Consider the following 17,452-nt stretch of genomic DNA (forward strand, 5'->3'; position numbering starts at 1 on the left):
TAAATTATCCATCAACGTTCTAGCCATTATTGAGTCTTTTTACATTCATAAGTAGTGACGTTAGTAGTGTCAGTGCCAGCGGTACGCATTACACCTGTTTCGCGATCTTTATGGGCTACGCGCCATTGTACAAAGCCTGTCGTCCCATCGATAGCCGTTGCGCCCTCAAATACTTCAGGATTGCTGGCTTCATTGGTTTTTGTCAAAGTGACAGTACCTTTAGCAGTTGCAAGTACCACTTGGCTATCCGTATCTTTATAAGTCGCTTCGACTTCTAGCTCAGGAGAGCACAAGTACGTTATTTGATTGACGCCAGTATTTACTGTAGCTACGGTATCATCTGCGACTTCGCTAGCGGGGGCATCTACGACTACATCACTTGGCTCTGCAGGTTCAGCAGACATAGGCACAGCCTGCTCTTCACTGATACTCTCTTCTAAACTTGGCTCTGTTTCTTGCTTTGGCTGACAGGCTGTTATAGACAAGGCTCCTGCCAATAATGCCGTAACAACCAAAGAGTGACGCCACTGTTTTAATAATGCTACATTCATCATGCTCTCCCAAATAATTATGCTAAACACTATAGCCTGTCCACAAATGCGCGCCTACATTGAATTTGTAAGTAATCAATACAATGTAGATGATATTTTTATTCAGCCATCAATCATCAGTGCATAAAAAAGCCCCTATCTATTCGATAAGGACTTTTTAATCAAGGAATGTTAGCTAGGTTTAGATTTTGCCATGACATTGCTTATACTTAAGTGCTGAACCACATGGGCATGGGGCGTTACGGCTGATATTCATACCAGCATATGGGTCTGTATCATCGCTACTGCCCGCCATAGCACCTGCCACGCCAGCACCCGTAGCACCGCCAACGACATTGCGGCTTTGCCCTGCTGCTCTTTCCACACCGCCATCCATATTATCGATATCACTATGCTCAAACTGCATTTGCATATGGGCTGCATTTTCACGTTGCTGTGTTTCTAACGCCTCTAGCTCTTCTTTGGTTGGGATATGCACACGTGATAAGTCTTGTACTGTTTCAGACTTGATCGCGCCAAGCATCATCTGGAACAGCTCAAATGATTCACGCTTATATTCCTGCTCAGGGTTTTTCTGTGCATAGCCACGCAGATGAATACCTTTACGCAGCTGATCCATCTGGGTTAAATGCTCTTTCCAGTGCTTATCTAAACTTTGCAGCATAAAATGACGCTCAAGCTGAGCCGCATCTTTTTCGCCCATTTGCTCACGGCGACTGTGATAACGATCCAATGCTGTTTCGATGATCTTGGCTCGTAAGCCTTCTTCATCTAGGCGGCGATCTTCATCAAGCCAATCGTTAATGGGCATTGCAATCTTAAATTCGTTCTCAAGCTCATCCTCTAACCCATCGATATTCCACTGATCATCGATAGAGCCTGGCGGAATAAACTGGTTAATCATGGCATTATAGACTTCTTGATGCATGATTTTAATGGCCTCTAACAAATCCATCTCTGCCAACAAATCATCACGCTGACCATAGATGACTTTACGCTGATCATTGGCCACATCATCGTATTTCAGTAGGTTTTTACGCGCATCAAAATCACGACTTTCTACTTTACCTTGGGCGTTTTCAATCGACTTTGAGACCATTTTATGTTCAATGGCTTCGTCTTCTTTTAGCCCCATGGCACGCATCATATTCACGACGCGATCACCGGCAAAGATACGCATTAGGTCATCTTCAAGTGATAAGAAGAAACGTGACATCCCAGGATCACCTTGACGACCCGCACGACCACGCAACTGATTATCAATACGGCGTGATTCATGACGCTCAGAACCAATAATATGCAAACCACCAGCCGCAACGACTTGGTCATGCTTGATTTGCCATTGGGCTTTTAGACGCGCCATTTCGTCAGGGCTAACCGCATCAATATCTTCAATAAACGATTGCCAGTTACCGCCAAGGATAATATCGGTACCACGACCTGCCATATTGGTAGCAATCGTGACCGATTTTGGGCTACCTGCCTGAGCAATGATTTCAGCTTCACGCTCATGCTGCTTAGCGTTTAGCACATTATGCTTAACGCCTTCTTGATCGAGCAGATAAGACAATTCTTCACTGGCTTCAATCGTTGCCGTACCAACCAATACTGGCGCGCCTTTTGCTTGAATCTCTTGAATCTCGCGGATAATGCCTTTGTATTTACCTAACTTGGTTAAGAAAATTTGGTCATCCATATCGACACGAGCAATCGGTTCATGCGTTGGAATCACAATGACATCTAAATCATAGGTTGATTTAAATTCTGCTGCTTCAGTATCAGCGGTACCCGTCATACCAGACAGTTTGTCATACAGACGGAAAAAATTCTGGAATGTGGTGGTTGCAAGGGTTTGATTTTCGGCTTGAATCTCAACATTTTCTTTGGCTTCAACGGCTTGATGCAGACCTTCTGACCAGCGGCGACCAGGCATGGTACGACCAGTGTTTTCATCAACGATAACCACTTCGCCGTCATCGACAATATAATGGATATTTTTCACAAAGACATGATGGGCGCGAATCGCTGCTTGTACGTGAGCCAATAATGGCAAACGGCTTGGGCTGTAAAGACTTTCGTTTTCGCCAAGCTCGCCGACTTGGATTAAGAAGCGCTCAATTTTCTCATAGCCTTTTTCACTAATCTCAATCTGGCGATTTTTCTCATCAATCCAGAAATCCTCTTCTTCATTATTTTTATTGGCTTCTTCATCTTTTGAGCGAATAAGCACGGGAATAATGGTATTAATCAGCGCATACATGCGTGATGAATCTTCAGCTTGACCCGAGATAATCAACGGCGTACGAGCTTCATCGATTAAAATAGAGTCAATTTCATCGATAATACAAAAGTTTAGCGGGCGCTGCTTTTTCTCTTTTAAACTAAAGACCATGTTATCGCGCAAATAATCAAAACCGTACTCGTTATTGGTACCGTAAGTGATATCCGCTTGATAAGCATTGACTTTTTCTTGTGGTGGTTGCTGCGAGTAAATCACGCCAACCGTCATGCCCAAAAAGCCAAATAAGGGACGGTTTAATTCCGCATCACGTGCCGCCAAATAATCGTTAACCGTCACCAAATGTACGCCTTTGCCACTGATGGCATTGAGGTACATGGCCAAGGTACCCATCAAGGTTTTACCCTCACCAGTTTTCATCTCAGCGATTTTGCCTTCGTGCAAAGTAATACCACCGATCAGCTGCACGTCATAGTGGCGCATACCGTTAACCCGTAGCGACGCTTCACGACAAACCGCAAACGCTTCTGGCAATAATGCATCTAGACTTTCACCGCCTTGGTGTCTTACTTTAAATTCTTCAGTTTTTTGTTGTAATTGCTCATCAGACAGGGCTTGTATCGCAGCCTCGTATGCGTTGATTTTGCTGACCACTTTGCGCATGCGTTTGAGTTCACGCTCATTTTTGGTGCCAACGACACTGCCTATAATCTTTGATAACATAATTTTTTGACCTATGGAAATATTCGATAATTAGTGCGTATGACAACGCTTTACTCGCTGTTTTTTTAATTATTTGGCTGGTTACTGTCCAATTTAAGACCGTCCAATAAAATATCGCCCAATTAAGTGTGACGTCATTATATATGGTTATGACGGCGATGGATACAAGGGCAGTTAGCAGATATTTGCCGACGTAAAAAGGTGATAGGACGTGTTAAAATAACACTTATAAACCTATGTTTTTCAATTTTTTTGCTTGTTACCAATACACTTTCTAGGTGACCTATTTTATTTTGAACCGATTATTATTAGCCTTTACATCTAAAACCTTCTATCTAGCCAAACTTATTTAAACACCCCTATTCAATAAATAAAAAAGACAACTTAAGAGATTCTGCATGCCAGTTAAACCTTCTGCTCAAAATAACAATCTTATTAAACCCACTTCAAAATCTGTGCCAGTTGACTCTGACTCATTGGTGATAGGTGATGCCATCTACCACTTGGCAGATCATACGCCGATGATGGTGCAATATCTCAATATGAAGGTTAACTATCCTCAAGCGTTATTGCTGTACCGGATGGGTGATTTTTATGAGTTATTTTTTGAGGATGCCAAACGCGCGGCACAGATATTGGACATTACTTTAACCCGTCGAGGTACCGATAAAGCAGGTAATACGATTGCGATGGCAGGTGTGCCTTTTCATGCTGCAGATAGTTATATGGCAAGATTGATCGCTGCTGGGCAAACCGTGGTTGTCTGTGAACAAATCGACGAATCAGCCACTGGCACTGACAATGCAAATAACCCTTCCAATGCTCCGACGATGGGCGATAAGCAGAAGAAAGATAAGAGCAAATCTACTGCTGGCACTATTATGCGCCGTGAAGTGGTAAAAACCCTGACCGCTGGTACGATTACTGATGACGCCTTAATTGCACCCAATCACACCCCGACTGTCGTCGCTATTGATATCGAAATTTCTAAATCGAACAGCAAACAACCTATGCAAGCTGCCATTAGTCAAATGGATTTAGCTGCTGGAACGCTAACGACGCAAACACTCAGCGCGCATCATGGTGATATTGAAGGTTTGCAAACTCAAATGCTGACGGTGCTGGCACGCTTTGCGCCGAGTGAATGTATTATTAGCGAGGCACTTGGCAACAGTTTTGACAGTAGTGGTAGTAATGGCGAAGATTGGCTGCTATGGCTACGGCAAAATCTTGATTGCCCTATTATCGAAGTTGCCGCTAATGACTTTCACCGTGAGCATGCCAGCGCAACCCTTTGCCAGCAGTTTGACGTCCAACGCCTTGATGGACTTGGTATTAGTGACGCGCCACTGGCTCAGTCTAGCTGCGCCGCACTAATCCACTATGCACGGCAAACCCAGCAACGCCATGTACCACAAGTTAACCAGCTTATCGTTGAATATAATGATGACTATTTAATCATTGATGCCAATAGTCAGCAAAATCTTGAGCTATTTACCCCCGTTAGCAGCAATGGTACATCATTGATATCGGTGCTTAATCATTGTCAAACGCCAATGGGTCGCCGCTTACTCATGCAGCAAATGAAGCGCCCACTGCGTCAGCATGCACGTATTAATCTGCGCTTAGATGCAATCACTAGCCTTTTGCAGTCAGACAATAATTTTGGCGAAAATAAGCAGGTTAATGAAAACTTAGAAAAACATTCATTGGTCAGCAGTTTACGTGAAACGTTAAATGCTATCGGTGATATTGAACGTATCAGTAGCCGTATCGGGCTGATGAGTGCCAAGCCGCGTGACTTGCGTAAATTGGCTGATGGTATTGCTAGTAGCACCCAGCTTAATACTTTACTGATAAATGCAGGTATTAGCCATGAGCAGGCAGGATTGCTGCCCATGCTGATACAGCAATTGCCTGCGCAGCTACCTGCCGTACAGTCCGTCGCCGAGCTAATCGAGCGCGCTATTATCGTAGAGCCACCGGCGCATATTCGTGATGGTGGTATGCTAGCCGCAGGCTACGATGCAGAGTTTGATCGCCTCACCCATTTGCATGACAATATCCAAGTAACCTTGGATGAAATGGTAGAGCGAGCGCGTCAAGAGAGCCAGTTACCGAGTTTAAAAGTAGGCTTTAATAAAGTCAGCGGCTTTTATTTTGAATTGCCCAAAATGCAGGCAAAGAATGCACCGGCGCATTTTATCCGTCGGCAAACCCTGAAAAGCAGTGAGCGCTTTATCACTGATGAGTTAAAACAGGTCGAAACCGAATATCTAAGTGCGCAAAGCTTAGCATTGACTCGTGAAAAGCAGCTATATCACGAACTATTGACTATATTAAGTAGCCACTTGGCTGAACTACAACAGCTTAGCGCTGCTATCGCGCAAATAGATGTGCTTAGTAATTGGGCACAGCTTGCGACAATTTATAACTGGCAGCGACCAGTCATGAATAATAATTCAGAGAATACAAATAGATCCAATACTGGCAGTCAAACCAGTATCGATATCAAAGCAGGTCGTCATGTCGTCGTCGAAGCCGCACTAAACCCTGTTCATACTCACAGCAATACTCCTGCCAAACATAGCAGCCATTTCGTTGCTAATGATTGCGCATTAGGCAGTCATACTAATCCTGAAAGACTGTTAATGATTACCGGTCCTAATATGGGCGGTAAATCTACCTATATGCGCCAAACGGCATTGATTGTTTTACTCACCCATTGCGGCAGTTTTGTGCCAGCAGCCAGCGCTCATATCGGTGATATCGACCGCATCTTTACTCGTATTGGCTCAGCTGATGATTTGGCGGGTGGCAAATCAACCTTTATGGTGGAAATGATTGAAACCGCTAATATTCTCAATCAAGCAACCAATAAATCATTGGTGCTGATGGATGAAGTCGGACGCGGAACGGCAACCACTGACGGATTGGCGATTGCACACGCTTGCGTCAATCGACTGGTAGAGATTGGCTGCCTGACGTTATTTGCCACCCATTATTTTGAGCTGACAAAATTGGCGCAAAATAACACAGAAAAAAATATAGAAAATAATGCGAGCAATCATGCCAATATCCGCAATGTGCATGTCGCCGCCAGTGAAGTCGATGGTCAATTATTATTACTCCATCAAATCAAAGATGGTGCTGCAAGCTCTAGCTTTGGATTGCATGTGGCAAAGATGGCTGGTATTCCTACTCAGATATTAAATGATGCTAAGCGTTATTTAATAGACAATTTAAAAGCGGAAAACGAAAAAACCATTGATGATAAAAATGAATTAGCTAAGTCGTTAAACGATAAACAGCAGCAAAATCATGAAAGTAAAGTAGAAGGTGCAAGTAGCAGTAATACTACTCAAACTCAAAAATTAGGTCATAATCCACAACAAAATCATTTGTTTAGCTTACAAGATGAGCTCAATGCGATTAATCCTGATAACCTAACGCCAAAGCAAGCACATGACTTACTTTATCATCTAAAGGAAATCATTAGTCATTAAAGGGAATTGTCAATTAGTGGTAAAAGCGCTAAAATATGCCTAATTTTCCACTATTCTATTTTGCCCCAATCCAATAACAGGTAGACAGTACTATGACCTTTGTCGTTACAGAGAACTGCATTCTTTGCAAATACACCGACTGTGTGGAAGTCTGTCCTGTAGACTGCTTTTATGAAGGACCGAACTTCCTCGTCATCGACCCTGATGAGTGCATCGACTGCGCGCTATGCGAGCCTGAATGTCCCGCCAATGCCATCTTCTCAGAAGATGAAGTGCCAAAAGGGCAAGAGATGTTCACTGAGCTGAATGCTGAGCTGGCGCAAAAGTGGCCAAACATCACTGAGATGAAAGGACAGATGCCAGAAGCTGAAAAGTGGGATGGCGTAGAAGGTAAAATTCAATATTTAGAGAAGTAGGTAACAACTGATACTTTGGATACTATGTAGGCTAGGACTTTTGTTCTAGCCTTTTTATTTATAACCTAACTCCAATTCGTATCTCGTAGGCTGTGGCTTTAGCCTAGCATGGTAACTTTGCATGATTTGAGCTGGGCTAAAAAGCCCAGCCTACGCTAAAGCCGCAGCCTACCTACGCCCATCACCTCGTCTATACACTGATTGCCTTATGAGAAACTATATTCGTGACAAAACCCAAGGCGGTTGTTATTTTTTGACCTTTAATCTACTGGATAGAAAGTCGTCACTCTTATTGACTCATATTGACAAGTTTCGTGATGCCTACGCTAAAACCATTCAACACCACCAATTCAAATTAGACGCGATGGTCGTCCTTCCTGACCACGTCCATATAATGATTACTTTGCCACCAAATTCTGATAATTACGCTGTCATAGTGGCGAGTATCAAAAGCCAATTCTCTAGGCAAATCAATAAAACCGAAGCCATTACTCTCTCACGACAAGCAAAAAGAGAGCGTGGTATTTGGCAACGACGATTTTGGGAACATCGTATCCGTGATGACGCTGACTATCGGCAACATATGGATTATATTCATCATAATCCTGTTAAGCATGGCTACGTCACCAATCCTCAAAACTGGCAATATTCCACATTGCATAAATTGATTAAAAAAGGCGTGTATCCCGCTGATTGGGGAACGGATGAGAATGATAAAAATATCAACATTCGATATGATGTGTAAGCTCATATATTCGCTTAACTTTATAGGCTTTGGGATTTGTAGGCTGAGCTACCCTTGGTTTTTTATTAAATTTAATCGTTTAATCTGTGTAGGCTGGGCATTTTGCCCAGCATATTAACCTTGCAAATATTTGATGCAAAAAATTTTGAATAATTTTAAACACAAAAAAGCCAAACAGAGCGTTTGGCTTTTTGATATTAAACGAGACTCTTTGTAGGCTGGGCATTTTGCTCAGCATATTAACTTTACATCATTTAAGCTGGGCTAGAAGCCCAGCCTACGCTTGCTGAGTAATAACCGGCGCAAAAAAACCAAACATTAAGTTTGGTTTTTTTGTTTTTATTTTGATCTATTTATTAAGTTAAAGCTGGTAACGTGCTTGCTGAGGTACAGTCTTTAGGGGCAAAAGGTGCGACTAGAGTAGTATCACAGGTCCAAGAATTATTAGTTATATCATACTTATAGCGAACTGTTTTACTTTTTACATCATCATTAATAGTTGATTTATAGGTAGCAGTAACAGCACATTGATTAGCAGCACCTTTTGTCAGCTCAATTTTTTCAACATAACTGCCGCTTGTGACAACTCCAGAAGGCATTACACAACCAGTTGCTATACCACTACTAGCAATTTGTTCAGTAAGAGGTGTTTTAAGACCAGCTAATAAAGTTGGCGCTTCTGGTACTTGTGAACGACCAATATAGTTCTGATACTGTGGAATAGCGATCGCAGCTAGGATACCGATAATAGCAACAACGATCATTAGTTCGATTAAGGTAAAACCTTTTTGAGCAGTGTTCATAAGAACTCCTTTAGGGGTATATAAAGATAAGTGGCTGTTGTTGATACAGTCGCGTTTTATCTTTAGTGATATAATCTATTTTTTTCTTACTATAAACACTGCACTTACCGTGCCAAAATCATAGATAGCGTTATCTTTTTACCTAAATATCTAATTATCATCGCAATTTATTATTAACCGTTCTCTGCTTTTATTTTATCTAACCTTAAATGTTACGCCTAAGCCACTAAAAATTGTCAGTTTGCCTATCATGAGTAACGAAAGGTAAAGATAACTGACATTTTTTGTCAAATTCTCAACATTTCTATTTCACTTATATTATTTTGTCCATTCTTCACCCGTACCACAGACACTGCCTCGACATTTAATCCCTTGATAATTCAGACTAAGATTACCATCGCTTGCCATTTGTGAGCCTGTCTTAGGACGGGCAGTAATTGTCCACTTAGCAACAAGTGGATCGGTTATGGTCACATCATATAGCTGAGTACCCTGCCTTGGGTATGCGGTGGCAAAATCTGTTTTGACACTTGCACTAATCGCGCTATAACTACCCTGAGCAAGCTTGCGGCTCTCAATCTCTGAGGCAATGTTTTGCATCTCACTCATCATATCCGTACGTTTTGTCTTGATAACGTAGCGTTGATAACTAGGATAGGCAATTGCGGCGAGTACACCAATGATGGCGACGACGATCATCATCTCGATAAGGGTAAAGCCGCGCTGCGACACAGGTATCTGGTCCGTTTTGCAACTCGTTATTATCTTCATTACCAATCCTCCTCACCTGTACCGCATGTAGTCGCAGTGATTGCAATGCTACTTTTATTCTGACAGCGTACTCCCGTACTGGTCATTAGCATGTTGTTTGCATTCTCAAAGGCACCTGTACTATTGGGGACAGCAAGCATCTTCCACGAGCGCCCTGTACTATTATTAAAATCGACTTTTACCAGTGATTTCGTTGTATCGTCACTATCGACAAGGGTAATTTTATAGCGGTAATTAGCTGAAGTACTGCCACTTGGGACATAGATAGTGGTATTGTCACTTTCTGCATAAGCATAGGTAATGTCATTGGTAGCGCTATTGATAACTTTCGGTTTAAACCCTTGATAGCTCAGTGCCCTTGCTCTCCACTGTTCCAGTTCTATCTCTAATTGGAGCATCTTTGCCTGTGCTTCGCGTTCAGCATTCTTGATTACATATTGACGATAGCTGGGGATAGCGATAGCGGCCAGTATGGCAATAATCATAACCACAATCATCATCTCTATCAAGGTGAAGCCGCGTGTGCCGCTATACGCAGCCTTACTGACTGTGTTATTTATATGCAGCTTGCTCATATGCGGCGTCCTATTATAAAGGCGAGTAAGATAACCTATCACCATGACTAGCTACTGGGTTTGTTTATACCATGCGCGGGGCTGTAGGGTATAACGCTCATTGAATAAGAATTCAGCGGCACTGCCATCGCCACCTGCCTGTACTGGCTTGCTTGTAGTAGAGCCAGAGTTAGACTGTATCTGGTTTTTAATATTGCTACCATCTTTAAGAGTGTCTATACCATAGTTAGTGCGATTGGTAGCATCAACACGGCTATCAAGGGTCGTCGTCCCGATCAGCACTTTTATATCGGTGTTTGCCGCATCATAGGCGCCTAAAGTCAGCTCTTGGATACCTTGCCCTGCTGGTACATAACCGCCAGTACCTGATTTTGAAGTATCATCCATGCAGATACCATAAGGCAGACAGTAGAGTTGACGCTCTGATCCTCCTGCAATCTTCGCCGTACAGCTGTTCACCTCATAGTACTGTTTGTCAGGGTTATAGACTGTGGTGTAGAGTAAATCATTGATTACAACGCTATCGCCAACGCCCTTATTGTAGCGAACATTACTAAAACCATCAAAGCGAGTCAATGGATAGAACCAGCCTTGCTTGGTACCAGCGATCATTGCCGCCTTGGCAGCTTTTTTCTTCGCTTCATCTGGATTGACACCCAGCTCAGTAGCTAAGTTGGTCAGATTACCTTCAGTTAAGTTTTGAACAGTTAGCGTTGGCGTTGCATCATATAGGCTGGTCTTAGTCACATCGCTATCGATGATGCCATAGACACGGTTGGCATGGGTGTCATTATTGCGCAGTGTGGATAGCGGCGCACTACGGTTACCAGATATGACGTTGACCATCGCAAATATCTTGCCGTTATTAGGGCCACCTTCATTACGGTAGAAGCTGACGACAGGACGCTCATAAAAGCGATAGGTAAATTTGCTATCTGTAGGGGTCGTATTAAGTATCCGTGTCAGACGCTTATTGGAGAAGCTGGCGACTTCACTAAAGCCAAACTTGTTAGGACGAGCATTTTCAAAGTCGGCACGGAACACTTGCCCGCCTAGATCAGCAGCATATAGATGATCCATTAGACCATCATTATCACGATCGAGCACGGTGATGCCACCAGTGATACTGTGGATCATATTCGCATTAGTAGCACTGGTGACTTTACTACCGCTATTCACCTCTTTGCTAGTAGACCAAATAAGCGCACCTGTCTTGGCATTAATCATATAGATGGCATTACCCTTGGCAGGGGCAGTGCTCGTTGCCACATAGCTATCCGTTTCATACTGCATATCATAGCCACCACCAAAGATAAGTACGTCAATGGGCTTATCATCTTTAGTCATACGAATCTTGGCCTCTACAGGCTTACTCCATATCTGCCCTATACGTCCAAAGCCAATAGTGGTCGATTTTTCAGGGGTACTAGAAGCTAGACCTGCTGGAGTAATAGTAAATAGCATCTTGGGTACCGCAAGATTTGGGTCGATACTATTGGTATTGGTGATATCTATACCGTAGAGACCTTCACCGCCCATACGTAGGCCACCATAAGCGAACATACCTTTACCAGTTGATTTATCTACCGTTACTTTTTTACCTGTTAAATTATAATTATAATCAGTCGTGACAAGCCATGGCGCATCGACTCCAAAGTAGGGCACACCAAGTTTGGCTGTTTTGGAATCGGAGACTAGCGCTTCTGGCTGCGTCTCTAGCATTGCTTTTGGGATGATGGCGACTTTTTCTTGACCCTTATCCGCATCGACCAAATGTAGAGCACCATCCATAGATCCAAACAACGCATAGTCATCACGAGGATTGATGATGCGCCCATTATCATTTAAAGTTGAACTATAAGAGACTGCCGTAGGTTTGGAGTGTATTACACCGCCTAATGGTGTAGTCTTACTCGCTGGGGCAACAAGTTTCAATTGGGCAACAGCAGTGTTGTCTGTAGGATCTCCATTGAGATCAAGCACCTGATTGAATCCCAAAAAGCTTAGCAAACGGCGCTTATTGAGCTCATCATAGATAGGGTCTATTAGGTTATTAAAACCTTGAGCAACACCTTCACTGTTCACGCTCAGCTTACGTAGTGTAGGGGCGCTGTTAGTCGCAGAGGTGACATCTTCGACATATAGCGTACGGATACTGGCTGGTTCGGAGCTTGGTGAGCTTAACTGAGCGTAGACGCCACCTGCCTCAATCTCATTATTGGCAGTCACACCGCTTATTTGAAAGTCGCCTGATTGCCAAATGTCACGAGTTGATTCGTTTAATCGACCCGAAACGTCCTTATATAGTAGGTTGTCTAATGAATTGCTAGTATCTGCAGTGTTGTTGGCCTTCCCATATAGAGTACCGTTTTTGAGGTTATACTTCTTAAGGTTGCCCTTCCAGATACTTGCTCCTGAGGCGATATCAGGCTCTAGCATTGGTAGATAAGCATAAGGCAGCTGATTCGATATCTTGTACGGATCTTCAGGTACCGTGATAGTCCCTGAGGGTGCAGTATCAATTACCTGTGTTAAGGTCGCTGCAAAGTCTACAATACTTTTGGCAATCATCTCAGAGCTTCTAGATCCTATCACGGGCTCTTGTTGAGAGACGCCTTTTTCGCCGGCGATATAGTAAAAGCCACCATTACCAAAGACATTAGCGCTAGCGGGTGGGTTATCATCAAAGCGCTCACCTATCTTACATAGGTTACTGGCATCTGCACTGGCTGTCCCTGTACAGTTGGCTACCTTTACTTTCTTACCATCTACCGTGATTTCTTTAGTAAGACCTTTAAAGGCATCACCATAGCCTGCCACTGCGGTTTTTATAGGATTATCAAGTTGCCGCAGCTTTTGGGTATACTCTGCCATACAACCTAAATCAGTATCAGCACCTGCTGGTAGTGAGAATGCATTACAATTAGCTACTGACAGCGAGCTGCCTTCTAGCGACTTGTTCATCAGGCTTTTGGCTATCGTGGGGTTTGAGCCACTAGGTGCGCCATCGGTCAACAGATAGATACCATCTCCGCTACATTGTTGCGCTTTTAATGGTGATACATATCTTGATTTTGCATCATTCTTTGCACTATCTACGGAGTCATCAAAACCACTGTAGCCAGAAGAACTATCCGTTTTGGTGGTCGTGCCCATCATATAAGCGCCCGCTTCTGCCAATGCTTGTGATACTGGTTTATTGTTATTGTCTTGCACACTTAATTTGGCGATTTCCTGAATTAGTTCGCTGCGCTTAGCTGCGGTAAGTGGTCCTAGCGGGGAGATCACTTTGGCTTTTTTGCCATCGCCATAACCAAATATCCCTGTACCGATAGCATACTCATTTGGTAGTGAGCCTGCATTACTGACCACTTTTTCGCTACCTTTTTGTCTCTCTACTCTATCAGAAAATAGTTCTATCAGTGCCATTTGTAGACGCGATAGTCGATCAAACTCTTTGGCACCGCCGTTTTGCGCCTGACAGCCCTTGGGAGTGAACGTCCCTCCTGCATCGGTACCGTCACTTCTAGGCGCTTGCACTTCGATATAGTTACCATTTTCGTCCTTTACATAAGCGGTAATGGTTTCACTCGTCTGATAACCATAGCTTCTGTCGTTGCCTTTATCGTCTTTACCACCGCCTTGGTCGCATTTGTTATTATAATCCGTTTCAATGCTCGACTTACCCATACTAGCCGAGACATCGATCATCATAAAAATACTGGCGCCATTGCCTTTTGCAGACTGATAAATCTCCAGATCGCCGATAGGTTTTCTCTCAGCACTACCCGCGGTTTGTGACATCATCGCGGCCAAACTGAGGAGCACGGCAGACGACAAGGCTTTGGTACGCCATAAGGGGGCAACTGGCATCTCGTTAGGTAAGTTTTTCATGGCTCAGTCCTTTTAGTTATTATCAATACGATTAGTCAATAGACTAGACTGTATCTAATGCTGCATTCAAGAAACGCTATCAGCTGGATGGCAATATACATAGCTTGCCTGTGCCTTTGGCGAAGTCGACACATTTAGTGCGTAGTGACTGGTTCTCAACGTTGGCTTGCTCATACAACACCGTGCTTGGCACGCCAGCTTTTGCCATGCAGCCGCCGATAGTATCTTCGCTATTGGTAACCTCATAACCTTTACTGGTTTTTTTGAAACAATCCTCATCATCTACTTTAGTGTCTGCATAAGCTGGCAGTACCGCCGTGCTATAGATATCAAACATAAACGCTTGGCTTGATATCTCGCCACTATCTTGCCCGATAGTATAGCTACTGAACAACTCAGTATTTTTGTTTGGTGGGCTTAAAGAGACATTGACTTGCGTCATACTGGCATTACGGGCGCTCACATAATCGCCAGGCTTGGTCGTATCGCAATAACCGCTGCCGCTACCCGATACTACCGTACCAGTTGGCGTCATGATTGAGGCTTTATTGATATCAAAAAACCGTCCGCGGGGACGAAAACAAAACACATACTCATGATTAATACTATTGGTATCTAGCATCAAGTAACCAAACGGCCCTGAGCGCGATATCATGTCATTATAAATCTCTGCGTCACTACTGCCGTTCATACTTTGTTCTATACTTTGATTGGCATTATCAGCAGACTGTAGCAGTAACGCGTTAATTTGGTCACTGGTTGCCAAGCGCAGATCTGTGGTGCTCTGTCTAACAGCAATCACGCCTGCTAATATGATCAAAACTAAGAATAGCAATACCACGATCAGTACTGCCCCTTGCTGGGTGGCAACCGATACTTTAGGATACTGATTCTGCTGAATGTTTGACATATTATCCTCTTCTTATAAGGCAGCTCTACTGGACACTAGACGGAAGACCAGTGACTGACATCACGCGCGCATTACGCAGTAATATGGTGGACTCGTAACTGCGACGATAGTACTTTTTGCGCTCACTATCCGTTTTTAATGTTTGCGTGTTGCCAAGGACAGTAAATTGGGATTTGTCAGCATCGGTTATTAATGGCGTATTACTACGAACGATGACACCAAGCTTAACAGTGGTTATTGCTGGTTTATCGGTGAGCTCTAAATATGTCTTTGCCGGAAGATAAGTCAATTGACTGATATCTGTTAGGGTTCCTAGTAATACTTGGAACTGATCAATCGCTGAGACAATGACCTCGCCATTATCCCCAAACCCACTAACTACGTTTGCACTGTCAACGCGACCTGCATCACAAGCTAAGACCAGATCCTGCACCTCTGTTTTGGCAGTAGCATTTGTGGCTAAACGCACAAAGTAACGTTCAATAACCCATTGATCAATGCCTGCATCGACCTTTCCCCCTTCGCAATCATATAAATCATTGGGTGTGATGTTTTTATACTGAATGGTCAGCTGATCGCTTGCTGTGCCTGTATTTGATACCCCTGTCCAGCCATTGGTGCCCGCTGTACCAGTTTGTCCTGCACTCACGGTCAGATATCCGGTATTGGCGTAACTGCTATTTCCTATATTATTACCAGTTAACACTACGCCGCCATGCGCCGATGCATCAGTAATATTAGTAATAGGGTTGCCCAAATTGGCAATACGAACATGATCGTCAATGGCTTGCAGGGCAAAAACCGTACTATCTTGTACCTCTGAGGCACTCTGCTGTACGGTAAGCGTACGGGTACTAATGATATATACCTGAATGACTGCTGCTGATATGAGTAGACCTAATACTAGCGATATCATCAACTCAATAAGCGTGAAGCCTTGGATAGTAGATGGATAGCTTTTATTATGATAAGCGCTCATTAGTAGGCCTCCGATATCAAACAATGGCTGCCCGTTTTATAAACGCCATTGATATTGGCACAAGCGTTAGCATTATCACCTGTATCTGCGTCACTCAATATTGCTTTGGTATCATTCCATGCGGTAATCACACACATCTGCTTTTGAATGGCTTGCTCGGTTGTATCAGGGCAGGTCACCACAGCAATATCTACATCTTCTGCTGCTGCTGTCTGTTGAATCAATAACGCTTCTCGAGCAACGAGTTGGTTAATATTGCATGCTGTTGCTATGCAGCTGCTGATGCTAATAGATGTTGAATCAACGGTTACACTAGTCTCTACGGCGTTAGTGATAACGGCTTGTACAGTTGGTACAGGCGACAGTGCACCAGATTTTAGTGGTTCATCGTTTGGCGGTGCTGCACTGGTAAAATCTGTACCACTAACAGTGACATAGGCTTCAGGATAAGCGCGCATTACTTCAGCCAAATTGCGTACTAAAGTTAAAGATTTGGTACGTACTAAGCTCTCATCAGTGGCATTGATTGCGCGCATTTGTAAGGCACTAAAACCTAGTACGGCAATTGACAGGAGCAATATAGCAACCATAACTTCAATGAGACCAACACCACTTTGAGAGCTTGAATTACTCATTAACATGTTCCTCCCAATTTAGTAGTGATATTAGCGACTTTATCAACCTCAATTTGGCGCGCCGTTGCGTTATTATTGCTATCACAAACAGTATAAGTAGCAGCAGCACTAGCAACTTTACTTGGTTTAAAAGTTATACTACCAGTCACCCCACTAATTTTGCTTTTAACATCATAGCGATATGTTTTGATACTCCCAATAGTAATACTGCCAGATTCTGTAGTTCCATTACTATAAGACACTGCTTGATCTTGACGACGAATCACACTTTCAGCTTTTGCTTCTGATAAAGCATTTGCCAGCGTAGCCGCAGTCGACTTCACCCGCTGATTGGCAAGCTGCATACTGATACTAGGCGCAGCAATACTAACGATAATAGCAAGCACGGCAATCGTGACCATCAGCTCAATCAAAGTAAACCCTGAGCTGCTCATGCGCAATTTCTGTGGTCGATGTCTCGCAAATACGTTCACGTCAAATCCCTATCGTATATAGCTGCTAGTACATTCAATTAGAACTGGCTTTACAGTCATAGTGAATACTTGATATTTAAACAGGCTTTAATCTAATACATTCAATTATAGCCATGCAATTTATGTTCCATAAAACAAGTCATCTAGTAAGCTCTAACTCTCTACATTTATCTATACGGCTCACTGTCTACTGACAGATAGTTATCTATTTAATATAACGTGATGACAACAT

At 43.3% G+C, this 17,452-nt stretch carries 13 protein-coding genes; 3 read left to right on the plus strand and 10 right to left on the minus strand.

The window, feature by feature from the left end:
- Positions 1-26: 26 nt before the first annotated feature.
- On the minus strand, positions 27-551 hold the full coding sequence (locus VLA57_RS06250) for a hypothetical protein (protein WP_201551636.1): 525 nt from the start codon (positions 549-551) through the stop codon (positions 27-29).
- A gap of 181 nt (positions 552-732) precedes the next feature.
- On the minus strand, positions 733-3,513 hold the full coding sequence (gene secA / locus VLA57_RS06255; protein WP_333954609.1) for a preprotein translocase subunit SecA: 2,781 nt from the start codon (positions 3,511-3,513) through the stop codon (positions 733-735).
- Positions 3,514-3,911: 398 nt separating this feature from the next.
- On the opposite strand from secA, the gene mutS reads away from it, so the two are divergent.
- The 3 genes from mutS (at position 3,912) to VLA57_RS06270 (ending at position 8,180) form a co-directional block, all read left to right on the plus strand.
- A complete protein-coding gene (gene mutS / locus VLA57_RS06260) occupies positions 3,912-7,019 on the plus strand; it encodes a DNA mismatch repair protein MutS (protein ID WP_333954610.1) in 3,108 nt (1,035 codons plus the stop codon).
- 92 nt (positions 7,020-7,111) lie between these two features.
- Positions 7,112-7,435 carry a ferredoxin FdxA gene (gene fdxA / locus VLA57_RS06265; RefSeq protein WP_333954611.1) on the plus strand — a complete coding sequence of 108 codons (324 nt, stop codon included), beginning with the start codon at positions 7,112-7,114 and terminating at the stop codon, positions 7,433-7,435.
- Positions 7,436-7,643: 208 nt separating this feature from the next.
- The gene (locus VLA57_RS06270; protein ID WP_333954612.1) at positions 7,644-8,180 is read left to right on the plus strand and encodes an REP-associated tyrosine transposase; all 537 of its coding nucleotides are present in this window, start codon (positions 7,644-7,646) and stop codon (positions 8,178-8,180) included.
- Between the two features lie 356 nt (positions 8,181-8,536).
- Here the strand turns inward: VLA57_RS06270 and VLA57_RS06275 are convergent, their stop codons facing one another.
- The 8 genes from VLA57_RS06275 to VLA57_RS06310 all read right to left on the minus strand — a co-directional run bounded on the left by VLA57_RS06275 (position 8,537) and on the right by VLA57_RS06310 (position 17,220).
- Entirely contained in the window at positions 8,537-8,983 is a 447-nt protein-coding gene (locus tag VLA57_RS06275) for a pilin (protein ID WP_333954613.1), read from the minus strand.
- Between the two features lie 318 nt (positions 8,984-9,301).
- The gene (locus VLA57_RS06280; RefSeq protein WP_333954614.1) at positions 9,302-9,754 is read right to left on the minus strand and encodes a type IV pilin protein; all 453 of its coding nucleotides are present in this window, start codon (positions 9,752-9,754) and stop codon (positions 9,302-9,304) included.
- On the minus strand, positions 9,754-10,329 hold the full coding sequence (locus VLA57_RS06285) for a type IV pilin protein (protein WP_333954615.1): 576 nt from the start codon (positions 10,327-10,329) through the stop codon (positions 9,754-9,756). The genes VLA57_RS06280 and VLA57_RS06285 overlap by 1 nt, the downstream gene beginning before the upstream one ends.
- 51 nt (positions 10,330-10,380) lie before the next feature.
- Entirely contained in the window at positions 10,381-14,223 is a 3,843-nt protein-coding gene (locus VLA57_RS06290) for a pilus assembly protein PilY (protein WP_333954616.1), read from the minus strand.
- A gap of 79 nt (positions 14,224-14,302) precedes the next feature.
- On the minus strand, positions 14,303-15,133 hold the full coding sequence (locus VLA57_RS06295; RefSeq protein ID WP_333954617.1) for a pilus assembly protein PilX: 831 nt from the start codon (positions 15,131-15,133) through the stop codon (positions 14,303-14,305).
- Positions 15,134-15,158: 25 nt separating this feature from the next.
- On the minus strand, positions 15,159-16,112 hold the full coding sequence (locus VLA57_RS06300) for a PilW family protein (protein WP_333954618.1): 954 nt from the start codon (positions 16,110-16,112) through the stop codon (positions 15,159-15,161).
- Positions 16,112-16,747: a type IV pilus modification protein PilV gene (gene pilV, locus VLA57_RS06305; protein WP_333954619.1), complete on the minus strand. Its 636-nt coding sequence runs from the start codon at positions 16,745-16,747 to the stop codon at positions 16,112-16,114. Before pilV ends, VLA57_RS06300 begins: the two co-directional genes overlap by 1 nt.
- The gene (locus VLA57_RS06310) at positions 16,747-17,220 is read right to left on the minus strand and encodes a prepilin-type N-terminal cleavage/methylation domain-containing protein (protein WP_333954620.1); all 474 of its coding nucleotides are present in this window, start codon (positions 17,218-17,220) and stop codon (positions 16,747-16,749) included. The genes pilV and VLA57_RS06310 overlap by 1 nt, the downstream gene beginning before the upstream one ends.
- Positions 17,221-17,452: the final 232 nt, after the last annotated feature.

This window comes from Psychrobacter sp. S4(2024) (assembly GCF_036861305.1).
GTDB lineage: Bacteria > Pseudomonadota > Gammaproteobacteria > Pseudomonadales > Moraxellaceae > Psychrobacter > Psychrobacter cryohalolentis.

Bases quoted from the DNA above. Each gene is read 5' to 3' on its own strand.
- VLA57_RS06300 (WP_333954618.1), bottom strand. From the start codon at position 16,112: ATGAGCGCTTATCATAATAAAAGCTATCCATCTACTATCCAAGGCTTC.
- fdxA (WP_333954611.1), top strand. From the start codon at position 7,112: ATGACCTTTGTCGTTACAGAGAACTGCATTCTTTGCAAATACACCGAC.
- VLA57_RS06295 (WP_333954617.1), bottom strand. From the start codon at position 15,133: ATGTCAAACATTCAGCAGAATCAGTATCCTAAAGTATCGGTTGCCACC.
- secA (WP_333954609.1), bottom strand. From the start codon at position 3,513: ATGTTATCAAAGATTATAGGCAGTGTCGTTGGCACCAAAAATGAGCGT.
- VLA57_RS06290 (WP_333954616.1), bottom strand. From the start codon at position 14,223: ATGAAAAACTTACCTAACGAGATGCCAGTTGCCCCCTTATGGCGTACC.
- VLA57_RS06280 (WP_333954614.1), bottom strand. From the start codon at position 9,754: ATGAAGATAATAACGAGTTGCAAAACGGACCAGATACCTGTGTCGCAG.
- pilV (WP_333954619.1), bottom strand. From the start codon at position 16,747: ATGAGTAATTCAAGCTCTCAAAGTGGTGTTGGTCTCATTGAAGTTATG.
- VLA57_RS06285 (WP_333954615.1), bottom strand. From the start codon at position 10,329: ATGAGCAAGCTGCATATAAATAACACAGTCAGTAAGGCTGCGTATAGC.
- VLA57_RS06270 (WP_333954612.1), top strand. From the start codon at position 7,644: ATGAGAAACTATATTCGTGACAAAACCCAAGGCGGTTGTTATTTTTTG.
- mutS (WP_333954610.1), top strand. From the start codon at position 3,912: ATGCCAGTTAAACCTTCTGCTCAAAATAACAATCTTATTAAACCCACT.
- VLA57_RS06275 (WP_333954613.1), bottom strand. From the start codon at position 8,983: ATGAACACTGCTCAAAAAGGTTTTACCTTAATCGAACTAATGATCGTT.
- VLA57_RS06250 (WP_201551636.1), bottom strand. From the start codon at position 551: ATGAATGTAGCATTATTAAAACAGTGGCGTCACTCTTTGGTTGTTACG.